The organism is Streptomyces sp. OZ13 (assembly GCF_052068155.1).
Lineage (GTDB): Bacteria > Actinomycetota > Actinomycetes > Streptomycetales > Streptomycetaceae > Streptomyces.
Genome location: NZ_JBQHCZ010000004.1, coordinates 300,837 through 320,625, shown reverse-complemented (window position 1 = coordinate 320,625; position 19,789 = coordinate 300,837). Strand labels below are relative to the sequence as shown.

Sequence of the window (19,789 nt, the reverse complement as noted above, 5' to 3'; positions counted from 1 at the left end):
GATCGGAATAAAGTGAACCAATGGGCACGGAGGATGTTCTCGCCGCGATCGCGACCGGCGTGTGGCGATGGGACACCGCGTCCGGCACGGTCACCCTCGATGCCGAGGCCGCCAGGCTGATCGAGCTCGCAGCCGGGGCAGGTGATGTCCCCGCGTCCGCCGTACGCGCCCGCTTCCACCCCATCGACTGGGGCGAGATCAACGGCGTCATCTCCATGGCGGTCGCCGAGGGCACCCTCGCCGAGGCGAGGCTCCGGGTCGTGGACGGGACCGGACGGGTGCTGCGCACCGTCCGCAGCCGCACCAAGGCGCGCGCGGAGGGCGAGGGCTACCTGCTGGTCGGCACCCTCCAGGAGGTGGCGGAGCCCCACCCGGGCACGACGGCCGCCAAGACACCCGTCACCGGTGACTGGCGGCGCCACCGTGAGGCGTTCCTGCTGGACGCGGGCCGCGCCCTCGCGGAGGCCCGGTCCACGGCCGAGGTGCTGCGGGTCGCATCCTCCCTGTCCATGCCCGGCTTCTCACCGGACGGCCTGGCGGTCTTCGGTGTGGCCGGCGACCATCTGACGATCACCGGCCACCACGGGCACAGCGCGGAGGACGAGCAGCCGTTCACGGACCTGCCGCTCGACACCGACTACCCGGCCGCCGAAGTGGTTCGGACGGGGCGGGCCGTCTATCTGCCGACCCCGGGCGACTACCGCCGTCGCTACCCCGTCACCTGGCCCCTCGCCCAGCGCTTCGGCCGCCGGTCCTGGGCGTTCCTGCCCCTGATCGTCGCCGGCCGGACCATGGGCGCCTGGATGGCGGCCTTCCGCCATCCGGTCGCCTTCACGCCCGACGAGCGCTCCGTCCTCACCACGGTCGCCCGGATGCTCGCCCAGGCACTGGCACGCGCCGAGGTCGCCGAGACCGAGCGCGAGCTCTCCCTCGGGCTGCAGCGCTCGATGATGCCCCAGCTCGGCCCGGAGATCCCGGGCATGGCGGTGGCCGCACGGTACGTGCCGACCGGCGGCGGGTTGCAGGTCGGCGGTGACTGGTACGACATGATTCCGCTGCCCTCCGGGCGCACCGCCCTGGTCATCGGGGACGTCCAGGGACACGACGTACGGGCCGCCGGGCTGATGGGCCAGCTGCGGATCGCCCTGCGCGCGTACGCCTCCGAGGGCCACCGGCCGGACGCCGTCCTCTCACGCGCCTCCCGCTTCCTGAACGGCATCACCGACACCTACGCGGAGGGCGACTGCTCGAGCCCCCGCTTCGCGACCTGCCTCTATCTGGAGGTCGACCCGCCCACCGGCCTGGTCGAGATCGCCCGGGCCGGGCATCCGGAGCCGGCCGTGCGGACCTCTGACGGCACGGTGCTGCTGCGCCCCACGGAGGGCGGGCTGCCGCTGGGCATCGACCCGGACAGCGACTACCCGACGACCCGGTTCGTCCTGGAGCCGGGCGAGACGCTGATGATCTGCACGGACGGCCTCGTCGAGACCGGCGGGCACGACCTCGACACCGGCTGGGCCAGACTGCGCGGCGTCCTGGAGGAGCACTCCGGCAGTTCGCTGGAGGACCTCGCCGACAACCTGGTGCAGGCCGTGCACGGGCCGTCGTCCCACTACACGACCGGTCCGCTCGCCGACCGGCGCGAGGACGACATCGCGCTGGTGCTGCTGTGCCGGGAGGGACAGCCGTCCCGCCGGGCCCCGCGCCGTACCGCGATGGCCGTCGCCCAGGCGCAGCCGGAGCGGATCGCGGCGGCCCGGCACCATCTGCGCGAACTGCTCCACGACTGGGAGGACACGGAACAGGTCGACTCCGCGGTCCTGATGGTCTCGGAGATGGTCACGAACGTGCTCGTCCACACCGACGGCGACGCGCTCATCGTCGCCGAAGTGGCACACCGCACCCCGAAACGGCGTCTGCGCGTGGAGGTCACCGACACCAGCGACGAGCTGCCCCACCGCCGCCGGCCCGGCGAGATGGCCTCCTCGGGACGCGGGCTGCTGCTGATGCAGATGCTGGCGGACAGTTGGGGCGTGGACCCGAGGGGCGAGGGCAAGTCGATCTGGTTCGAGCTCTACGAGCCGGGCGCGCCGGCCGCACCGGGCGACGGACCGGTCCCGCCGGGCTCCTCGCCCCCGGCGCCGTAACGCGTCCGGAGTTCGCGCACGGCGCCGAACACCGCGGCGGTCACGGGCACGGAGAGCAGCATCCCGAGGATGCCCGCGAGGCTGGCGCCCGCCGTGATCGCCAGCAGTACGACCGCGGGATGCATGTGGACCGTACGGCTCTGGATCATCGGCTGGAGCACATGCCCCTCCAGCACCTGTACGGCCAGCACCACCCCGAGCGCCCACAGCGCGATGACGAACCCCCGGTCGGCGAGAGCGACCAGGACGGCCACCGCGCCGGAGATGAACGCCCCGAGATAGGGGATGTAGGCGCCCACGAAGACGAGCGCCCCGAGTCCGACAGCGCCGGGCACCCGCAGGATCAGCAGCCCGAGCGTGATGCACAAGGCGTCGATCAGCGCGATGAACGTCGTCCCCCGCATGAAGCCCTCCACACCGCGGAAGGCGCGGCGCCCGATGGCCTCGACGAGTTCGCCGGCGTCGCCCGGCGCGACGGAGCGCAGCGCTCCGACGGCCCGGTCGGAGTCCCGCAGGAAGAAGAAGATCAGCAGCAGCGCCAGGACGGCGATCGCGATCATCTCGCTGACCACGCTCAGGCCGGAGATCACACCGGAGGCCGCCGTTCCGCCGAACTTGCCGAGGAGTTCCCTGGCATTCGAGGCCAGGTCGTCGAGCGAGGTCCCGGCGGCTCCGAAGTGCCGGGAGAGGTCGGAGGCGGCCTGCCGCAGCGAGGCGATGATCTGGTCGCCGGTCTCGATCAGCGCGCTGACGACGATGTAGACCGCGCCGCCGACCACGGCCACCACGGCGACACACGTGAGTCCCGCGGCCAGCGACTGCTGCACCTTCATCCGGACCAGCCGCCGGTACAGCGGTCCCAGCAGCGCGGTCCCGAGCAGGGCGAGGAGCACGGGCGTCACGGCCGTCTGGAACCTGACGACGAGCCAGATCCCGACGGCCGCGACGCCGGTGACGAGCAGCGCGACGACGCACCAGGCGGCGAGGCGCTTCATGGGCTCCGGCAGCAGCGGCTTCGACTCGGGCACAGCCCCACCCGACCACGGCCGCCCGCACCCGTCCCGCCCACCCGGTCCGCACGGGTGACGCCCCGTCAAACGGACGGCGGGGTCGTCGACCTCGTGCCCGCCGCCCGCAAGAGCGGCAGGGAGCGGCAGGGAGCGGCAGGGAGCGACTACATGCCGTGGACCGCGGGAACGGTGCCGAGACGGCCCCGCTGGAAGTCCTCGAAGGCCTGCCGCAGCTCGTCCTGGGTGTTCATCACGAAGGGGCCGTAGTGCGCCATCGGCTCCCTGATCGGCTGCCCGCCGAGCAGCACGATCTCCAGGTCGGGCGTGTTCGAGTCCTGCGACTCGTCCGCACGCACGGTCAGCGATCCGCCCTCGCCGAAGACGGCCGTCTGCCCCTTCCGCACGGGCCGCAGTTCCTGTCCGACCGCACCGCGGCCCGCGAGGACGTACGCGAGGCCGTTGAAGTCCTCGCGCCACGGCAGGGTGATCTCCGCACCCGGCGCCAGAGTCGCGTGGACCATGGTGATGGGGGTGTGCGTGATGCCCGGGCCCTCGTGACCGCCGAGCTCGCCGGCGATCACCCGGAGCAGGGCGCCGCCGTCGGGGGAGGTCAGCAGGCGCACATGACCGCCACGGATGTCCTGGTAGCGCGGGTCCATCATCTTGTCGCGCGCGGGCAGGTTCACCCACAGCTGGAGGCCGTGGAACAGCCCTCCCGACACCACCAGCTCCTCCGGCGGGGCCTCGATGTGGAGCAGGCCGCTGCCGGCCGTCATCCACTGCGTGTCGCCGTTCTGGATGGTTCCGCCGCCACCGTTGCTGTCCTGGTGCACGAAGGTTCCGTCGAGCAGGTACGTGACCGTCTCGAAGCCGCGGTGCGGGTGCCAGGGCGTGCCCTTCGGCTCGCCGGGCGCGTACTCCACCTCGCCCATCTGGTCCATCATGATGAACGGGTCGAGGTACTGGTAGTTGATCCCGGCGAACGCGCGTCGCACCGGGAATCCCTCCCCCTCGAAGCCGCTCGGGGCCGTGGTCACGGCGAGCACGGGCCGCGGCAGCGCCTCGGCGGGTGCGGCGACGCGCGGCAGGGTGATCGGGTTCTCGACAGTCACTGCAGGCATGGCGGGACCTCCTTGTGCGACGACTTTAGTTGAACGATGAACTTCTTGCCACCACAAACGGAGAACGCCCGGGAGGAATTCCTCCCGGGCGCGGAAACAAGGACGCGAGGCCGGCAGCGGGCCGCCCGCATGGCGCGGCGACGGTTACCCGTACATCCGCCGCATGGCGAAGTCCACCATCTGCTCGACGGCCTTCGCGTCGAAGACCATCCGGTGGTCACCCTCCATGTCCAGCACGAAGCCGTAGCCCGTCGGCAGCAGGTCGATCACCTCGGCCCCCGTGATCACGAAGTACTTCGACTCCTTGCCGGCGTACCGGCGCAACTCCTTGAGCGAGGTGAACATCGGGATCACCGGCTGCTGCGTGTTGTGCAGGGCCAGGAACCCCGGGTTGTCGCCGCGCGGGCAGTAGACCTTCGACGTCGCGAAGATCTGCTGGAAGTCCTCGGCCGCCATCGACCCCGTCGTGAAGGCCCGCACCGCGTCGGCCAGTGACGGCGGCGACGGCTCGGGGTACAGCGGCTGCTCCCCGTAGGAGGGCTGCTGAGGCACGTACTGCTGCTGTTGAGCGCCCGGGGTCTGGTCGTAGCCGTACATGCCCGCAAGAGTAACGAGTCACAGTTGCCCCGATAGGGGTTGCATCTTATTACCGACGGGTAGCATCATCGTAGCTACTTGCTGGTACGTGGATGCGAAATCCAGACTTCCGATCTTTACGGAGCCGTCGCCATGGGGCACTACAAGTCGAATCTCCGCGACATCGAGTTCAACCTCTTCGAGGTCCTCGGGCGCGACAAGCTGTACGGCACCGGCCCGTTCGCGGAGATGGACGTCGACACCGCCAAGTCGATCCTCGAAGAGATCGCCCGCCTCGCGGAGAACGAGCTCGCCGAATCCTTCGCGGACGCCGACCGCAACCCGCCGGTGTTCGACCCCGCGACCAACACCGCCCCGGTCCCCGAGAGCTTCAAGAAGAGCTACAAGGCCTTCATGGACTCCGAGTACTGGCGTCTGGGCCTGCCCGAGGAGATCGGTGGCACCACCTCGCCCCGCTCCCTGATCTGGTCCTACGCGGAGCTGCTGCTCGGCTCGAACCCGGCCGTCTGGATGTACTCCTCCGGTCCCGCCTTCGCCGGCGTCCTCTTCGAGGAGGGCAACGAGGCACAGAAGAAGATCGCCGAGATAGCCGTCGAGAAGCGCTGGGGCTCCACCATGGTCCTCACCGAGCCGGACGCCGGCTCGGACGTCGGCGCCGGCCGCACCAAGGCGATCCAGCAGGAGGACGGCTCCTGGCACATCGAGGGCGTGAAGCGCTTCATCACCTCCGGTGAGCACGACATGGAGGAGAACATCCTCCACTACGTCCTCGCCCGCCCCGAGGGTGCCGGTCCGGGCACCAAGGGCCTCTCCCTCTTCCTCGTGCCCAAGTACCACTTCGACTGGGAGACCGGCGAGCTGGGCGAGCGCAACGGCGTCTACGCGACGAACGTCGAGCACAAGATGGGTCTCAAGGCCTCCAACACCTGCGAGATGACGTTCGGCGACCAGCACCCCGCCAAGGGCTGGCTGATCGGCGACAAGCACGACGGCATCCGCCAGATGTTCATGATCATCGAGTTCGCCCGGATGATGGTCGGCACGAAGGCCATCGCCACCCTGTCCACCGGCTACCTCAACGCGCTCGAGTACGCCAAGGAGCGCGTCCAGGGTCCGGACCTCAAGAACTTCGCGGACAAGACCGCCCCCAAGGTCACCATCACGCACCACCCCGACGTGCGCCGCTCCCTGATGACGCAGAAGGCGTACGCCGAGGGCATGCGCGCCCTCGTGCTGTACACCGCCTCCATCCAGGACGAGATCGCCGTCAAGGAGACCGCGGGCGAGGACGCCAAGGCCCTGGTGGCGCTCAACGACCTGCTGCTGCCGATCGTCAAGGGCTACGGCTCGGAGAAGTCGTACGAGCAGCTGGCCCAGTCGCTGCAGACCTTCGGCGGCTCCGGCTACCTCCAGGAGTACCCGGTCGAGCAGTACATCCGCGACGCCAAGATCGACACCCTCTACGAGGGCACCACCGCCATCCAGGGCCAGGACTACTTCTTCCGGAAGATCGTCCGCGACCAGGGCCAGGCGCTGAACGCCCTCTCCGAGGAGATCAAGAAGTTCCTCGCGGTCGGCACCGGCGGCGAGGAGCTGGCCCCCGCCCGCGACGCGCTGGCCAAGGCCGCCGTGGACCTCGAGGCGATCGTCGGCACCATGACGAACGACCTCATCGCCACCGGCGAGGACGTCAAGAACATCTACAAGGTGGGCCTCAACACCACCCGCCTGCTGATGGCCTCCGGCGACGTGGTCGTCGCCTACCTGCTGCTGCGCGGCGCGGCCGTCGCCGCCGAGAAGCTCGAGACCGCCTCCGCCAAGGACGTGCCGTTCTACCAGGGCAAGATCGCGGCGGCGAAGTTCTTCGCGGCCAACGTCCTCCCGGGCGTCTCCGTCGAGCGCGCGCTCGCCGAGACCGTCGACGGTTCGCTGATGGACCTCGACGAGGCCGCCTTCTAGGCTCCCGTCAGACCGTCACAGGGCCGCCGTCCGACTCCTCGGACGGCGGCCCTGCCGCGTCCCCTCGGTACCCTGGCCCGTGCCCCGCCGGACCGTCACGGCAACCGTTTCCAGCCGTCGCCGGCACCCTGTGGACCAGGTGTCACAGATGGACGAACGGGCAACTTACCCCCTCGTTAAGGTGAACCCATGAGCAGCGAACCTGCCCGCTTCGATCGCGGCCACACCGACGACCTCATGTCCTTCCTCACGGCAGCACCCACGCCGTACCACGCGGTCGCCGCGGCTGCCGAACGGCTCGAGAAGGCCGGCTTCCGGCAGGTCCTCGAGACGGACGCCTGGGAGGGGACCACCGGCGGCAAGTACGTACTGCGCGGCGGGGCCCTCATCGCCTGGTACGTGCCGGAAGGCGCCTCGGCCCACACCCCGTTCCGCATCGTCGGCGCACACACCGACTCGCCGAACCTGCGGGTCAAGCCCCTGCCCGACACCGGCGCGTACGGCTGGCGGCAGGTCGCCGTCGAGATCTACGGCGGCACCCTCCTCAACACCTGGCTCGACCGCGACCTCGGGCTCGCCGGCCGGCTCACGCTGCGCGACGGGTCCCACCGGCTGATCAACATCGACCGGCCACTGCTGCGTGTACCGCAGCTCGCGGTCCACCTCGACCGCTCCGTCAACACCGACGGCCTCAAGCTCGACCGGCAGCGCCACATGCAGCCGATCTGGGGGCTCGGCGACGTCGAGGAAGGCGATCTGATCCGCTTCCTCGAGGCGGAGTCCGGCATCCCCCAGGGCGAGGTCACCGGATGGGACCTGATGGCCCACTCCGTCGAACCGCCCGCATATCTGGGACGCGACCGCGAACTGGTCGCCGGCCCGCGGATGGACAACCTCGTCTCCGTGCACGCCGGAACGGCCGCCCTGGCCGCGGTCGCGACCTCCACCGAGCTGCCCTTCATCCCCGTCCTCGCCGCCTTCGACCACGAGGAGAACGGCTCCCAGTCGGACACCGGAGCCGACGGCCCGCTGCTCGGGTCGGTCCTGGAACGCTCGGTGTTCGCCCGCGGCGGCAGCCTCGAGGACCGGGCGCGCGCCTTCGCGGGAACGGTCTGCCTGTCGTCCGACACCGGCCACGCCGTCCACCCCAACTACGGCGAGCGGCACGACCCGACGCACCACCCGCGCGCCAACGGCGGCCCCATCCTCAAGGTCAACGTCAACCAGCGGTACGCCACCGACGGCCAGGGCAGGGCCCACTTCGCCGCGGCCTGCGAGAAGGCCGGCGTGCCGTGGCAGACGTTCGTCTCGAACAACGCGATGCCGTGCGGCACCACCATCGGCCCCATCACGGCGGCCCGGCACGGTATCCACACCGTCGACATCGGCGTCGCCATCCTGTCGATGCACAGCGCCCGTGAACTGTGCGGCGCGGACGACCCGTACCTGCTCGCGAATGCGCTCGCCGCGTTCCTCGAGGGCTGAGCACGGCAGCCGGCCGCGGCCCCGCCCGGGGTCGTGGCCTGCCGCGGCGGTGACGGAAGCCCTCGCCAAGGGCCTGTTCCCTGCGGCGCCCGGTCCCACCGGAGCGGCGTAGAAGATGTTGCCGCCACCTCCGGGGCGGTCGACGCTGAGTGCGGCAAGGGGGGCCCACTCGGCACGACACGATCGGAGCTACCGCCATGAGGATGATGCTGCGGGCCGTCATGGACACGAAGCAGACCAACGAGCTGACCGACCCGGCACGGATCCAGGAGATCTGGGGCCGCATCCTCGGCAGGCTCGAGCCGGAGGCCGCCTACTTCGGCCCGCACCAGGGCTGCCGCTCCTGCATCATCGTGTTCGACATGCAGGACAGCGCCCAGCTGCCCCTCCTCCTCGAGCCGCTCTTCCATGAGCTCGGGGCGAAAATCGAGGTCCAGCCGTGCATGAACAAGGACGACCTGATGCGGGGCCTCGAAGAGGCGGCCAAGGCGCGCTGACCGCCCCCCGCCCCCTTCACCGCCGGCCTGTTCCTGCTGAGTCCGTCCGGCTGAGCCTGTTCCTGCCGGGCCGGTCGCTTGGCCCGGTCGCGGCCCGTCCGCTCCTACTCGGCCCGGTCCATCCCCGCCAGCACGAGCGGCAGCCGCGTAGCGCCCTCGGCCGTGACCCGCACCGGAACGCCCCAGTCCTGCTGGTGGACGTGGCAGGCCGGATACTCGTTCGCCGGGTCGTCGTCGCACGACGCCGCCATCGCGGAGACATGCAGCACGCCCTCCCCGACGGCCGGATCGATGTCCAGCTCACGGCTCAGGTCCGTCCCCGCGCCGTCGCCCGCGCGCAGCAGCCCGGGCGGGGTCGAGGAGACCAGCAGCCGCGTCGAAGGCCCGTAACGGGTGTCCAGCTTCTGGCCGGCCGGGGCCTCGAAGACCACGTCCAGCCGGAGCGTGCCCGGCGCGACATCGGTCGCCGCACGCTGCGTGCGGTGCGCGACCGATTCCACTCGTACCGCCTCGTCGGGCAGCCGCAGCCGGGTCAGCCGGTGCCTGGCCGACTCCACGACCACGATGTCCTCGCCGGCCAGCACCGCCCCGCTGGGCTCGCGCAGATCCGTCGCGAGAGTGGTCACCTCGCCGGTCGCGGGATCGAAGCGGCGCAGCGCGTGGTTGTAGGTGTCGCTCACGGCGACCGATCCGTCGGGCAGCGCGGTGACCCCCAGCGGGTGCTGGAGCAGCGCCTGTCCGGCGTCGCCGTCGCGGTGCCCGAAGTCGAAGAGTCCGGTGCCGACGGCGGTGTGGACGTGAAGGTCCCGGTCGATCCAGCGGACCGCGGACGTCTCCGAGTCGGCGATCCACAGCCGGTCCTCGGTGGCCGCGAGCCCGGAGGGCTGGGCGAACCAGGCCTCCGCGGCGGGCCCGTCGACCAGGCCCTCGTTGGTGGTGCCCGCAGCGACCTGGACCGTGCCCTGCTCGGGGTCGTACGTCCACAGCTGGTGCACCCCGGCCATGGCGATCCACAGCCGGCCCTCCCACCAGGCCACGTCCCACGGGGAGGAGAGGGCCACCTCGAGCGCCGGCCCGGAGGTCGGTGAGCCCTGCCACCACTGCTTCCCGGTCCCGGCGAGCAGCTCGATCGCGCCGGTCGCCGGGTCGTAGGCACGGATGGCGTGGTTGACGGTGTCGGCGACGGCGACCCGCCCGTCCGGCAGCAGCGCGAGCCCCTGCGGCTCGTTGAACTCGCCGTCGCCGATGCGGCGCACGACGGTCTCGCCGTCCGCCTCCATCTCGACCAGCTGGTGCCGGGTGGAGTCGGAGACGAGGAGGTTCCCGCTGGGCAGCAGCAGGGCCTTGCCGGGGAAGCGCAGGTCGGTGGCGACGGGTTCCGGAGCGACGTAGGGGCCGTCGCCGCGACGCAGCGTGCCCTTCGCCGCGTGCTCCGCCTCGAGCTCCTCGACCAGCTTCTCGATGGCGTGCGCGTGCCCCTCGCCGGCGTGCTGCGCGACGACGTACCCCTCGGGGTCGATGACGACGAGCGTCGGCCACGCGCGCACCGCGTACTGCTTCCAGGTGGCGAGCTCGGGGTCGTCGAGGACGGGGTGGTGCACCTGATAGCGCTCGACGGCGTCCACGACGGCCTGGTGCTCCGCCTCGTGCACGAACTTCGGCGAGTGCACCCCGATGATCACGACGGTGTCGCGGTGCTTCTCCTCGAGCTCGCGCAGCTCGTCGAGGACGTGCAGGCAGTTGATGCAGCAGAACGTCCAGAAATCGAGGATCACGATGCGTCCTCGCAGGTCGGCGAGGGTGAGATCCTTCTCGCCCGTATTGAGCCATCCACCCTTGCCGATCAGCTCGGGGGCACGGACACGGGCACGGCGGGGCGCGGGCGCGGGGGTGGGGGCCGGGGCGGCATCGTTCATGCTTCAAGCTTGCCATCCGGGCACGACCGCCGGATCACGCGCGTCCGGCAAGGCCTACGACAGGGGAGCGACGGTTGGCCGAGGACGGGAACGAGACGACAGTTGGTCGGACGGCGCCTGCGATTCAGGTGTTCAAGGCGCTGCCTGAGCGTACGGAGGACCGGCGGGAGCCGTTCGCCAGGTGCCTGGCGGACGTTGTCCGGATCCTCGGGCTCGATGTCGCTCCCGATCCGGAGCCCGGTGATCGGCGGGCCTGGGAGCGCGGCGCACGGGCGGCATTGCGGGAGGCCTGTCGCCGAGGCATCGAGCTTCCCGAGAAGTCGTTCGACGCCCTGGTCAAGGCGGCCGTCCACGATCCCGATCCGAGCTTCAACCGTCAGTTCGTCGAGCCCGCTCTGAACGCGTTCGGGCACACTCGCGTCCAGTCCGCGCTGCTGGGCTACCTGCGGAAGGGCACGGACCCGGAGCGGGCAGGCGCCGCGCGGGCCTGGTACTGGTCGGCTCTGCCCCTGCGTCAGCCCCTCGTACGGGCACAGGACCCGGACGCCGCCGCCCGGGCAGCTCCGGATGACGCCCCGGCCGTCCGGGCCGAGTGGCGCGACGCCGCTCTGCGCGAGTTCGTGAGCAACGAGGACCTGGACGTCCGGCGCTGCATCCTCCCCGGCCTGTCGCTCCGGAAGTCGGACTATCCGCCGGAGCTGCACGACCTGGTGGACGCCGCGGTGGCGGCAGCCCGGTGCCATCCGGACGACTACATCCGCCACCGCGTGGAGCATCAGGTCGGCGACTGACGCCCAGCCACAGCCCCTGGACCGTGGCCGGTCACGGCCCGCCCACGGCACCCGAACGCGTGCACGTGCAGCCGTACCCCCGTCCCGCAGCCCCCGCGGGGGTACTCATTCCGCCATGAAACATCTGGTGCGGGACAGGATCTTCGCGATCGGCGACGACTACTGGATCGATGACGAGCACGGGCGGCACGCCTTCCTGGTCGACGGGAAGGCCATGCGGCTGCGGGACACCCTGGAGGTCAAGGACCCGGACGGGAGGGTGCTGATCACTCTGCGCCGCCGGATGTTCAGCGTCCGGGACGCGATGACGATCGAACGGGACGGCGGGACGCTGGCCACCGTGCGCAGGAAGCGGATGTCACTGCTGCGCAACCACTACCGGGTGACGCTGGCCGAAGGCACCGAACTGGACGTCAGCGGGCGGATCCTCGACCGGGAGTTCGCGGTCGAGTACGAGGGGGAGCTCCTTGCCCACGTCTCGCGGCGGTGGCTGACGCTGCGTGACACGTACGGGGTGGACGTCGTACGGGAGGACGCCGACGCGGCGCTGCTGATCGCGGTGGCGGTGTGTGTGATCCGGATGGCGGAGAAGGAGCGGGAGGACCGCTGAGGAGGGCCCGCCCCGGAGCGGGCCCTGCCTCGACGCGTGCGGTCAGAGCTTGGGGGCGGACGGGGCCGGCAGGCCCAGGCGGCGGTCCTTGAGGGCGGGGAAGTCGTCCCGGGTCGTCGTGACCTTCGCGGGATCGAGGTCCACGGTGACGACCTCTTCGCCGGGGCCCGCCTCCGCGAGGACCTCGCCCCAGGGGTCGACGACGATGCTGTGGCCGGCCTGCTCGACGCCGGCGTGGGTGCCGGCCGTGCCGCAGGCGAGGACGTAGGCCTGGTTCTCCACCGCGCGTGCGCGGGCGAGCAGGGTCCAGTGCTCGCGGCGGCGGGCGGGCCAGCCGGCGGGGATCACCAGCGCCTGGGCGCCGGCGTCGACGAGGCCGCGGAACAGTTCGGGGAAGCGGAGGTCGTAACAGGTGGCGAGACCGATAGTGAGGGCACCCGGGAGCGGGACGGTCACCAGCTCCTCGCCCGCGCCCATCATCACGGCCTCGCCCTTGTCGAACCCGAAACGGTGGATCTTGCGGTAGACGGCGGCGAGTTCACCGGTGGGGGAGATGACGAGCGCGGTGTTGTAGAGGGTGCCGTCGGCGGCCTTCTCCACGACGGAACCGGCGTGCAGCCAGACCTCCGCGTCCTTCGCGGCCTCGGCCATGGCTTCGAAGGTCGGTCCGGTGGGCGGCTCCGCCTCCTGCTCGAACTGCTGGTAGGCGAAGGCGCCCACGGGCCACAGCTCCGGGAGGATCACCAGTTCGGAGCCCGCCTGTTCCCGCACCAGGGAGGCCGCACGCCGCCTTCGGGAATCGACCGTTTCGTCCGGATCTACTGCGATCTGAAGGAGAGAGGCGCGCACACTACCACCGTCCTGGCATTCGAGCCGTCAACACGGGCCTACGATCGTCACACGAAAGCACTGCCGGGGTGCCTTCGGGCAGCGTACTGTGCTCATCCGGGGGCCACCCCCGGACCCCCACAGCGCTGCCAGTCCAATTTGTCCGCGTACGACCGCCGAGGGGTCCCGTGACCGTCCATCCCAGCCTCCAGAACTACGCAGATGCCTGGACCCACTCCATCGAAGCGATAGCCGAGCTGGTCGGGCCGCTCGTCGAGGGTGAGTGGAACCGCGCCACTCCGTGCCCGGGCTGGTCGGTGCGCGACATCGTCTCGCATGTCATCGGCATGGAGTGCGAGATGCTCGGCGACCCGCGCCCCATCCACTCCCTGCCGCGCGATCTCTACCATGTGCGGAGCGAGTTCGCCCGCTACATGGAGATGCAGGTCGATGTGCGCCGCCACCACACGGCGCCGGAGATGACCGCGGAACTCGAGTACACGATGATTCGGCGGGCTCGTCAGCTGCGCAACGAGAACCGCAGCCCCGACACCCTGATCCGGGCACCGCTGGGGGCCGAGCAGACGGTCGAACTCGCCTACCGGATGCGGGCGTTCGACACCTGGGTGCACGAGCAGGACCTGCGGACCGCGTTGAACAAGCCGGGCAACCTCGACTCCCCCGGCGCGTATGTCGCCCGGGACGTGCTCCTCCAGGGCCTGCCCAAAGTGGTCGCCAAGGAGGCGGGCGCGCCCGCGAATTCGGCCGTCGTCTTCGATGTCCACGGCCCGCTGGAGTTCCTGCGCACGGTGCGGGTCGACTCCGACGGTCGCGGCTCGATCGACGGCTCGCCCTCCCTCGGCCCGCTGGTGACCCTCGCCATGGACTGGGAGACCTACTACCGGCTGGCCTGCGGCCGCGTCCGGGCCGCCGCGGTGCCGGACCGGATCAAGGTGGACGGGGACACGGAGCTGGCGGCGGCGATCCTGCGCGAGTTCGCGGTCACGCCGTAGACGTGCCTGCGGGGCCCTGGGAGGGGCCCCGGGGGCCCGTGGGCGCCGCCCCGGGCACCTGGGAGGCGCCGTCGCAGCCCGGGGGTCTCAGGCCGGGACGTGCACCGCCTCCACTCGGCTCGCCACCAGCCGTTCCCGTTCGCGTCGTGCCGCGCGGGCGCGCAGTCGCAGGATCTGGGTGATCCCGAGCGTCTCCAGTACGAAGACCGACGAGAAGGCGATGCGGTAGTCGTCGCCGGTTGCGTCCAGCAGGACGCCCACCGCCAGCAACGTCGTCATCGAGGCGACGAACCCGCCCATGTTGACGATCCCGGACGCGGTGCCCTGCCGTTCCGGCGGGTTGGCGGGACGCGCGAAGTCGAAGCCGATCATCGAGGCGGGACCGCAGGCGCCGAGCACCGCGCACAGTGTGATGAGCAGCCACATGGGCGCGTGGTCGCCCGGGTAGGCGATGGTGGCCGCCCATAGGGCTGCGGTGGCGCCGACGGTGCCGAGCGCCAGTGGCACCCGTGCTCCGTGGTGGCGGGCGATGACCTGCCCGTACACCAGGCCCACCAGCATGTTGGAGAGCACCACGAGCGTCAGCAGGCTGCCCGCGGTCTCGCGGGACAGGCCCTGCGCCTCCACCAGGAACGGCATTCCCCACAGGAGCAGGAACACCATGGCGGGGAACTGGGTCGTGAAGTGGACCCACATGCCGAGCCGGGTTCCGGGCTCACGCCAGGACGTGGCTATCTGCTTCCGCACGAAGGCGGGCCCCGCGTGCCGGGCCGGCGGGGGTTCGTGGCCTTCCGGATGGTCGGAGAGGAAGAGCGAGAGCAGGATCAGGACGACCACCCCGCACGCGGCACTGCCGACGAAGGTGGCGGTCCAGCCCACACCGTGCAGCATGCGGGCGATGACGAGCGTCGAGACGAGGTTGCCGGCCATTCCGAAAAGGGCGGCGACCTGCCCGATGAGCGGTCCGCGACGGGCGGGGAACCAGCGCGATCCGAGACGCAGCACGCTGATGAAGGTCATCGCGTCGCCGCAGCCGAGCAGGGCGCGGGACGCGAGCGCCGTCTCGTACGAGGGCGAGAGCGCGAAGCCCAGCTGGCCGACGGTGAACAGCACCACGCCGATGGTGAGCACCTTTTTGGTGCCCAGCCGGTCGACCATCAGGCCCACCGGTATCTGCATGCCCGCGTAGACGAGTAGCTGGAGGATCGAGAAGGTGGACAGGGCGGAGGCGCCCACGTCGAAGCGGTCGGCGGCGTCGAGGCCGGCGACGCCCAGGCTGGTACGGAAGATGACGGCGACGAAGTAGACGGCGACGCCGATGCCCCAGACCGCGGCGGCGCGGCGGCCGCCGGGGGGATCACCGGGCAGGGAGACGACGGGGGCGGAGCCGCTCACCGTGTCTCACCCCGGACCAGGTCCTCGACCCGGCCGAGGTGCCCGCGCACGCAGGCGGCAGCACCCTCGGCGTCTCCCGCCTTGATCCTGTCGAGGATCTCGGCGTGCTCGTCGTGGTTGCGGGTGATGCGGTCCGGCAGCGCCTGCATCATCGCGACGCCCATGCGCAGCTGTCGGTCGCGGAGCTGGTCGTACAGCCTGGAGAGGATGTCGTTGCCGGCGTGCTTGACGATCTCGGCGTGGAAGCACCGGTCGCTGACGGCGAAGGCGGCGAGGTCTCCGGCGTCGGCGTGGCGGCGCTGTTCGGCCAGCAGTTCCTCCAGGCGGGCGATGAGCACGGCGGGAGCGGGCACGGCCCGGCGCACCGCGAACTCCTCGACCAGCAGGCGGGTCTCGACCACATCCCTGATCTCCTGGGCGGAGACGGCGAGGACGAGCGCGCCCTTCTTCGGATAGAGCTTGATGAGCCCTTCGACCTCGAGCTTGAGCAGCGCCTCTCGTACCGGTGTGCGGGAGACCCCGACGGCCTCGGCGAGTTCACCTTCGGTGAGCAGGGTGCCGCCCTCGTAGCGCCGGTCGAGGACGGCCTGCTTGACGTGGGTGTAGACGCGGTCGGCGGCAGGGGGTCGTTTCACGGGCGCGGCAGGCATGCGCACAGCATAGATACAACAGAGGTGCATCAGGCAGGCGCGTCCGCATGACGGAAGCCCATTTCCGGCAAACACCCATGAAACGCATCGCTTTCAACGTGAAACGCCCGGCCGGGACTGCCCGGCCGGGCGTTTCACGTGAAACAGGACTTCAGGGCCATCAGGCCCAGGTGATCAGCCTCTTCGGCTGCTCCAGGATCGCCGCGACATCGGCGAGAACCTTGGAGCCGAGCTCGCCGTCGACCAGGCGGTGGTCGAAGGAGAGCGCCAGGGTGGTGACCTGACGGGGCTTCACCTTGCCCTTGTGGACCCACGGCTGAAGCTTGATCGCGCCCACAGCGAGGATCGCGGACTCACCGGGGTTGAGGATCGGCGTTCCGGTGTCGACACCGAAGACACCGACATTGGTGATGGTCACCGTGCCACCCTGCATCGCCGCCGGGGTGGTCTTCCCCTCGCGGGCCGTGGCCACCAGCTCGCCCAGCGCCGCCGCCAGCTGCGGCAGGGTCTTGTCGTGCGCGTCCTTGATGTTCGGCACGATCAGGCCCCGCGGAGTGGCCGCGGCGATGCCCAGGTTGACGTAGTGCTTCTGCACGATCTCCTGGTTCGCCTCGTCCCACGAGGCGTTGACCTCCGGGTTCCGCTTGATGGCGACCAAGAGGGCCTTGGCGATCAGCAGCAGCGGGTTGACCCGCAGACCGGCCATGTCCTTGTCGGTCTTGAGCTCCTCGACCAGCTTCATCGTGCGCGTCACATCGATCGTGACGAACTCCGTGACATGCGGTGCCGTGAAGGCGCTTCCGACCATCGCGGACGCGGTCGCCTTGCGCACGCCCTTGATCGGCACCCGGGTCTCGCGCGCGCCCGCCTCGACGGCGGGGGCGACGAGCGGCTCCTGCGCGGCGACCGGCTCTGCGGCCGGCGCCGTGATCGGTGCCGCGGCGGCGGCCGGGGCGGCGGCCGCGTGGACGTCCTCACGGGTGATGACGCCGTCAGGGCCGGTCGGGGTGACCGTTGCCAGGTCGATGCCCAGGTCCTTGGCGAGCTTGCGCACCGGCGGCTTGGCGAGCGGACGCGGCGCCGTCGGCACGCCGTGGCCGTTCATCTCCGCCTGGACGGCCGCTGCCGCCCGGCTCTGCTCGGGCGCACCCGCCTGCTTGCGCGGCCTGCGCTTGGTCGAGGACTCGGCGACGCCGTAGCCGACGAGGACCGGCTGACGGCCCTGCGGCTTGGCCTCCTCCGCCTCCGCGGCGGCCTCGGCGACGGGCGACGCCTCGGTCTGGGCGGGCGGCACCGCGGCGGCCTCGGCCGGAGCCGCCTCACCGCTCCCCGGCGCCACATCGACCGTGATGATCGAGGTGCCGACGTCGACGGTGGTGCCCTCGGCGAAGCGCAGCTCGTGCACCACGCCGTCGTACGGGATCGGCAGCTCGACGGCCGCCTTCGCCGTCTCGACCTCGCACACGACCTGGCCGTCGGTGACGGTGTCGCCCGGCTGGACGTACCACTTGAGGATCTCCGCCTCGGTGAGTCCCTCGCCCACGTCGGGCATCTTGAACTCGCGGAAGCGAAGGGAAGTGTCTTGAGTCATGGTCACGGCACTCCTCAGTACGCGAGCGAGCGGTCGACGGCGTCCAGCACACGGTCCAGACCCGGAAGGTACTCCTCCTCGAGCCGCGCCGGCGGATACGGGGCGTGGAAGCCGCCGACCCTCAGCACGGGGGCCTCGAGGTGGTAGAAGCACCGCTCGGTGATGCGGGCCGCGATCTCGGCTCCTGAGCCGTAGAAGACGGGCGCCTCGTGGACCACGACCAGCCGGCCGGTCTTCTCGACGGACGTCTGGATGGTGTCGAAGTCGATCGGGGACATCGAGCGGAGGTCGATGACCTCCACCGACTTGCCCTCCTCGGCGGCGGCCGCGGCCGCCTCGAGGCAGACCTTCACCATCGGGCCGTAAGCGGCCAGCGTGATGTCGGACCCGGGCTGTGCGACACGCGCCGCGTGCAGCCGGCCGGGGATGGCCTCGGTGTCCACCTCGCTCTTGTCCCAGTAACGGCGCTTCGGCTCGAAGAAGATCACCGGGTCGTCGCTCTGGATCGCCTGCTGAAGCATCCAGTAGGCGTCGGAGGAGTTCGACGGGGAGACGACCTTGAGACCGGCCACGTGCGCGAAGAGCGCCTCGGGGGACTCGGAGTGGTGCTCGACCGCTCCGATGCCACCGCCGTAAGGGATGCGGATGACGACCGGCAGCTTGATCTTGCCGAGCGCGCGGGCGTGCATCTTCGCGAGCTGCGTGACGATCTGGTCGTACGCCGGGAAGACGAAGCCGTCGAACTGGATCTCCACCACGGGGCGGTAGCCGCGCAGGGCCAGACCGATGGCGGTGCCGACGATGCCCGACTCGGCGAGCGGGGTGTCGATGACCCGGTCCTCGCCGAAGTCCTTCTGGAGGCCGTCGGTGATACGGAAGACGCCGCCGAGCTTGCCGACGTCCTCACCCATGATCAGGACCTTGGGGTCGGTCTCGAGGGCCTTGCGGAGCGACTCGTTGAGCGCCTTCGCGAGAGGAAGCTTCTGTACAGCCATGACTAGTTGCCCTCCTCGGCGAACGACGCCTGGTAAGCGGCGAACTGGGCGCGCTCCTCGTCGACGAGCGAGTGCCCGTCCGCGTACACGTGGTCGAACATCGCCATGTCCTCGGGGTCGGGCATGGCCCGGACCGCCTCACGGACCCGCTTGGCGAGCACGTCGCTCTCCTCGTCGAGGGAGGTGAAGAACGCCTCGTCGGCGTGGCCCTCGGCCTCGAGGTACGTCCGCAGGCGCAGGATCGGGTCCTTGGCCTCCCAGGCCGCACGCTCGTCGTCGTGGCGGTACTTGGTGGGGTCGTCCGAGGTGGTGTGCGCACCCATGCGGTACGTGAAGGCCTCGACGAGCGTCGGGCCCTCGCCGCGGCGGGCCCGCTCCAGGGCGGAGCGGGTCACGGCCAGGCAGGCGAGGACGTCGTTGCCGTCGACGCGGACGCCGGGGAAGCCGAAGCCCTGTGCGCGCTGGTACAGCGGCACCCGGGTCTGGCGCTCGGTGGGCTCGGAGATCGCCCACTGGTTGTTCTGGCAGAAGAACACGACCGGAGCGTTGTAGACCGCGGAGAACGTGAACGACTCGGCCACGTCGCCCTGGCTGGAAGCACCGTCGCCGAAGTACGCGATCACGGCCGAGTCAGCGCCGTCCTTGGCGACGCCCATGGCATAGCCGGTGGCGTGCAGCGTCTGCGAGCCGATGACGATCGTGTAGAGGTGGAAGTTGTTGGTGGTCGGGTCCCAGCCACCGTGATTCACCCCGCGGAACATGCCCAGCAGGTTGGTCGGGTCGACACCGCGGCACCAGGCGACGCCGTGCTCACGGTAGGTCGGGAAGACGTAGTCGTCGTCGCGCAGGGCGCGTCCCGAGCCGATCTGCGCGGCTTCCTGACCCAGCAGCGAGGCCCACAGGCCCAGCTCGCCCTGGCGCTGCAGGGCGGTGGCCTCGGCGTCGAAGCGGCGGGTCAGGACCATGTCCCGGTACAGCCCGCGCAACTCGTCGGCGCTCAGATCGATGTCGTACTCGGGATGCTGGACGCGCTCGCCCTCGGGCGTCAGCAGCTGTACGAGCTGGGGCTCGGAACTCTGCGGCTTCTTGGTGGCGCTGGCGCGCTTACTGGCGCGTCGCGGTTTACGCGCGGCAGCAGTGCTCTCCACGGTCACGTGCGTGCTCCTCCGTCGGTCCGGCCCCCG

General features: G+C 70.7%; 17 protein-coding genes. 7 read left to right on the top strand and 10 right to left on the bottom strand.

What is annotated here, in order from left to right:
• Positions 1–20: 20 nt before the first annotated feature.
• Entirely contained in the window at positions 21–2,147 is a 2,127-nt protein-coding gene (locus ACTMTU_RS11745) for an ATP-binding SpoIIE family protein phosphatase (protein ID WP_441263409.1), read from the top strand.
• Here ACTMTU_RS11745 and ACTMTU_RS11740 read toward each other — a convergent pair.
• From ACTMTU_RS11740 to ACTMTU_RS11730, 3 genes are all read right to left on the bottom strand, one after another.
• Positions 2,075–3,142 carry an AI-2E family transporter gene (locus tag ACTMTU_RS11740; RefSeq protein ID WP_441263708.1) on the bottom strand — a complete coding sequence of 356 codons (1,068 nt, stop codon included), beginning with the start codon at positions 3,140–3,142 and terminating at the stop codon, positions 2,075–2,077. The genes ACTMTU_RS11745 and ACTMTU_RS11740 overlap by 73 nt on opposite strands.
• Before the next feature lie 179 nt (positions 3,143–3,321).
• Complete coding sequence (locus ACTMTU_RS11735; RefSeq protein WP_441263408.1) at positions 3,322–4,278, bottom strand: pirin family protein; 957 nt, start codon at positions 4,276–4,278, stop codon at positions 3,322–3,324.
• Between the two features lie 144 nt (positions 4,279–4,422).
• Entirely contained in the window at positions 4,423–4,875 is a 453-nt protein-coding gene (locus ACTMTU_RS11730; RefSeq protein WP_005314710.1) for an SseB family protein, read from the bottom strand.
• A gap of 132 nt (positions 4,876–5,007) precedes the next feature.
• Between ACTMTU_RS11730 and ACTMTU_RS11725 the strand changes: the two genes are divergently transcribed.
• The 3 genes from ACTMTU_RS11725 (at position 5,008) to ACTMTU_RS11715 (ending at position 8,816) form a co-directional block, all read left to right on the top strand.
• Positions 5,008–6,834, top strand: a complete 1,827-nt coding sequence (locus ACTMTU_RS11725; RefSeq protein ID WP_441263407.1) for an acyl-CoA dehydrogenase — start codon at positions 5,008–5,010, stop codon at positions 6,832–6,834.
• A gap of 189 nt (positions 6,835–7,023) precedes the next feature.
• Positions 7,024–8,319, top strand: coding sequence for a M18 family aminopeptidase (locus tag ACTMTU_RS11720; RefSeq protein WP_441263406.1), 1,296 nt, complete (start codon positions 7,024–7,026; stop codon positions 8,317–8,319).
• 197 nt (positions 8,320–8,516) lie between these two features.
• Positions 8,517–8,816, top strand: coding sequence for a hypothetical protein (locus ACTMTU_RS11715; protein WP_159689632.1), 300 nt, complete (start codon positions 8,517–8,519; stop codon positions 8,814–8,816).
• Positions 8,817–8,920: 104 nt separating this feature from the next.
• On the opposite strand, the gene ACTMTU_RS11710 is transcribed toward ACTMTU_RS11715, so the two are convergent.
• Positions 8,921–10,732 carry an NHL domain-containing thioredoxin family protein gene (locus ACTMTU_RS11710; protein ID WP_441263405.1) on the bottom strand — a complete coding sequence of 604 codons (1,812 nt, stop codon included), beginning with the start codon at positions 10,730–10,732 and terminating at the stop codon, positions 8,921–8,923.
• Positions 10,733–10,860: 128 nt separating this feature from the next.
• Between ACTMTU_RS11710 and ACTMTU_RS11705 the strand changes: the two genes are divergently transcribed.
• Entirely contained in the window at positions 10,861–11,523 is a 663-nt protein-coding gene (locus ACTMTU_RS11705; protein WP_441263404.1) for a hypothetical protein, read from the top strand.
• Positions 11,524–11,638: 115 nt separating this feature from the next.
• The gene (locus tag ACTMTU_RS11700) at positions 11,639–12,133 is read left to right on the top strand and encodes an LURP-one-related/scramblase family protein (RefSeq protein WP_441263403.1); all 495 of its coding nucleotides are present in this window, start codon (positions 11,639–11,641) and stop codon (positions 12,131–12,133) included.
• A gap of 42 nt (positions 12,134–12,175) precedes the next feature.
• On the opposite strand, the gene ACTMTU_RS11695 is transcribed toward ACTMTU_RS11700, so the two are convergent.
• Positions 12,176–12,982 (bottom strand): carbon-nitrogen family hydrolase, encoded by an 807-nt coding sequence (locus ACTMTU_RS11695; protein ID WP_441263402.1) that lies wholly within the window; start codon positions 12,980–12,982, stop codon positions 12,176–12,178.
• 167 nt (positions 12,983–13,149) lie between these two features.
• Between ACTMTU_RS11695 and ACTMTU_RS11690 the strand changes: the two genes are divergently transcribed.
• Entirely contained in the window at positions 13,150–13,974 is an 825-nt protein-coding gene (locus tag ACTMTU_RS11690; RefSeq protein WP_441263401.1) for a maleylpyruvate isomerase family mycothiol-dependent enzyme, read from the top strand.
• A gap of 87 nt (positions 13,975–14,061) precedes the next feature.
• Here the strand turns inward: ACTMTU_RS11690 and ACTMTU_RS11685 are convergent, their stop codons facing one another.
• From ACTMTU_RS11685 to pdhA, 5 genes are all read right to left on the bottom strand, one after another.
• On the bottom strand, positions 14,062–15,369 hold the full coding sequence (locus tag ACTMTU_RS11685; RefSeq protein WP_441263400.1) for an MFS transporter: 1,308 nt from the start codon (positions 15,367–15,369) through the stop codon (positions 14,062–14,064).
• Positions 15,366–16,019, bottom strand: coding sequence for a GntR family transcriptional regulator (locus tag ACTMTU_RS11680; RefSeq protein WP_441263399.1), 654 nt, complete (start codon positions 16,017–16,019; stop codon positions 15,366–15,368). Before ACTMTU_RS11680 ends, ACTMTU_RS11685 begins: the two co-directional genes overlap by 4 nt.
• Positions 16,020–16,179: 160 nt before the next feature.
• The gene (locus ACTMTU_RS11675; protein ID WP_441263398.1) at positions 16,180–17,610 is read right to left on the bottom strand and encodes a dihydrolipoamide acetyltransferase family protein; all 1,431 of its coding nucleotides are present in this window, start codon (positions 17,608–17,610) and stop codon (positions 16,180–16,182) included.
• Between the two features lie 14 nt (positions 17,611–17,624).
• Entirely contained in the window at positions 17,625–18,605 is a 981-nt protein-coding gene (locus tag ACTMTU_RS11670; protein WP_441263397.1) for an alpha-ketoacid dehydrogenase subunit beta, read from the bottom strand.
• A 2-nt stretch (positions 18,606–18,607) separates the two neighbouring features.
• Complete coding sequence (gene pdhA / locus ACTMTU_RS11665) at positions 18,608–19,759, bottom strand: pyruvate dehydrogenase (acetyl-transferring) E1 component subunit alpha (protein WP_441263396.1); 1,152 nt, start codon at positions 19,757–19,759, stop codon at positions 18,608–18,610.
• Positions 19,760–19,789: the final 30 nt, after the last annotated feature.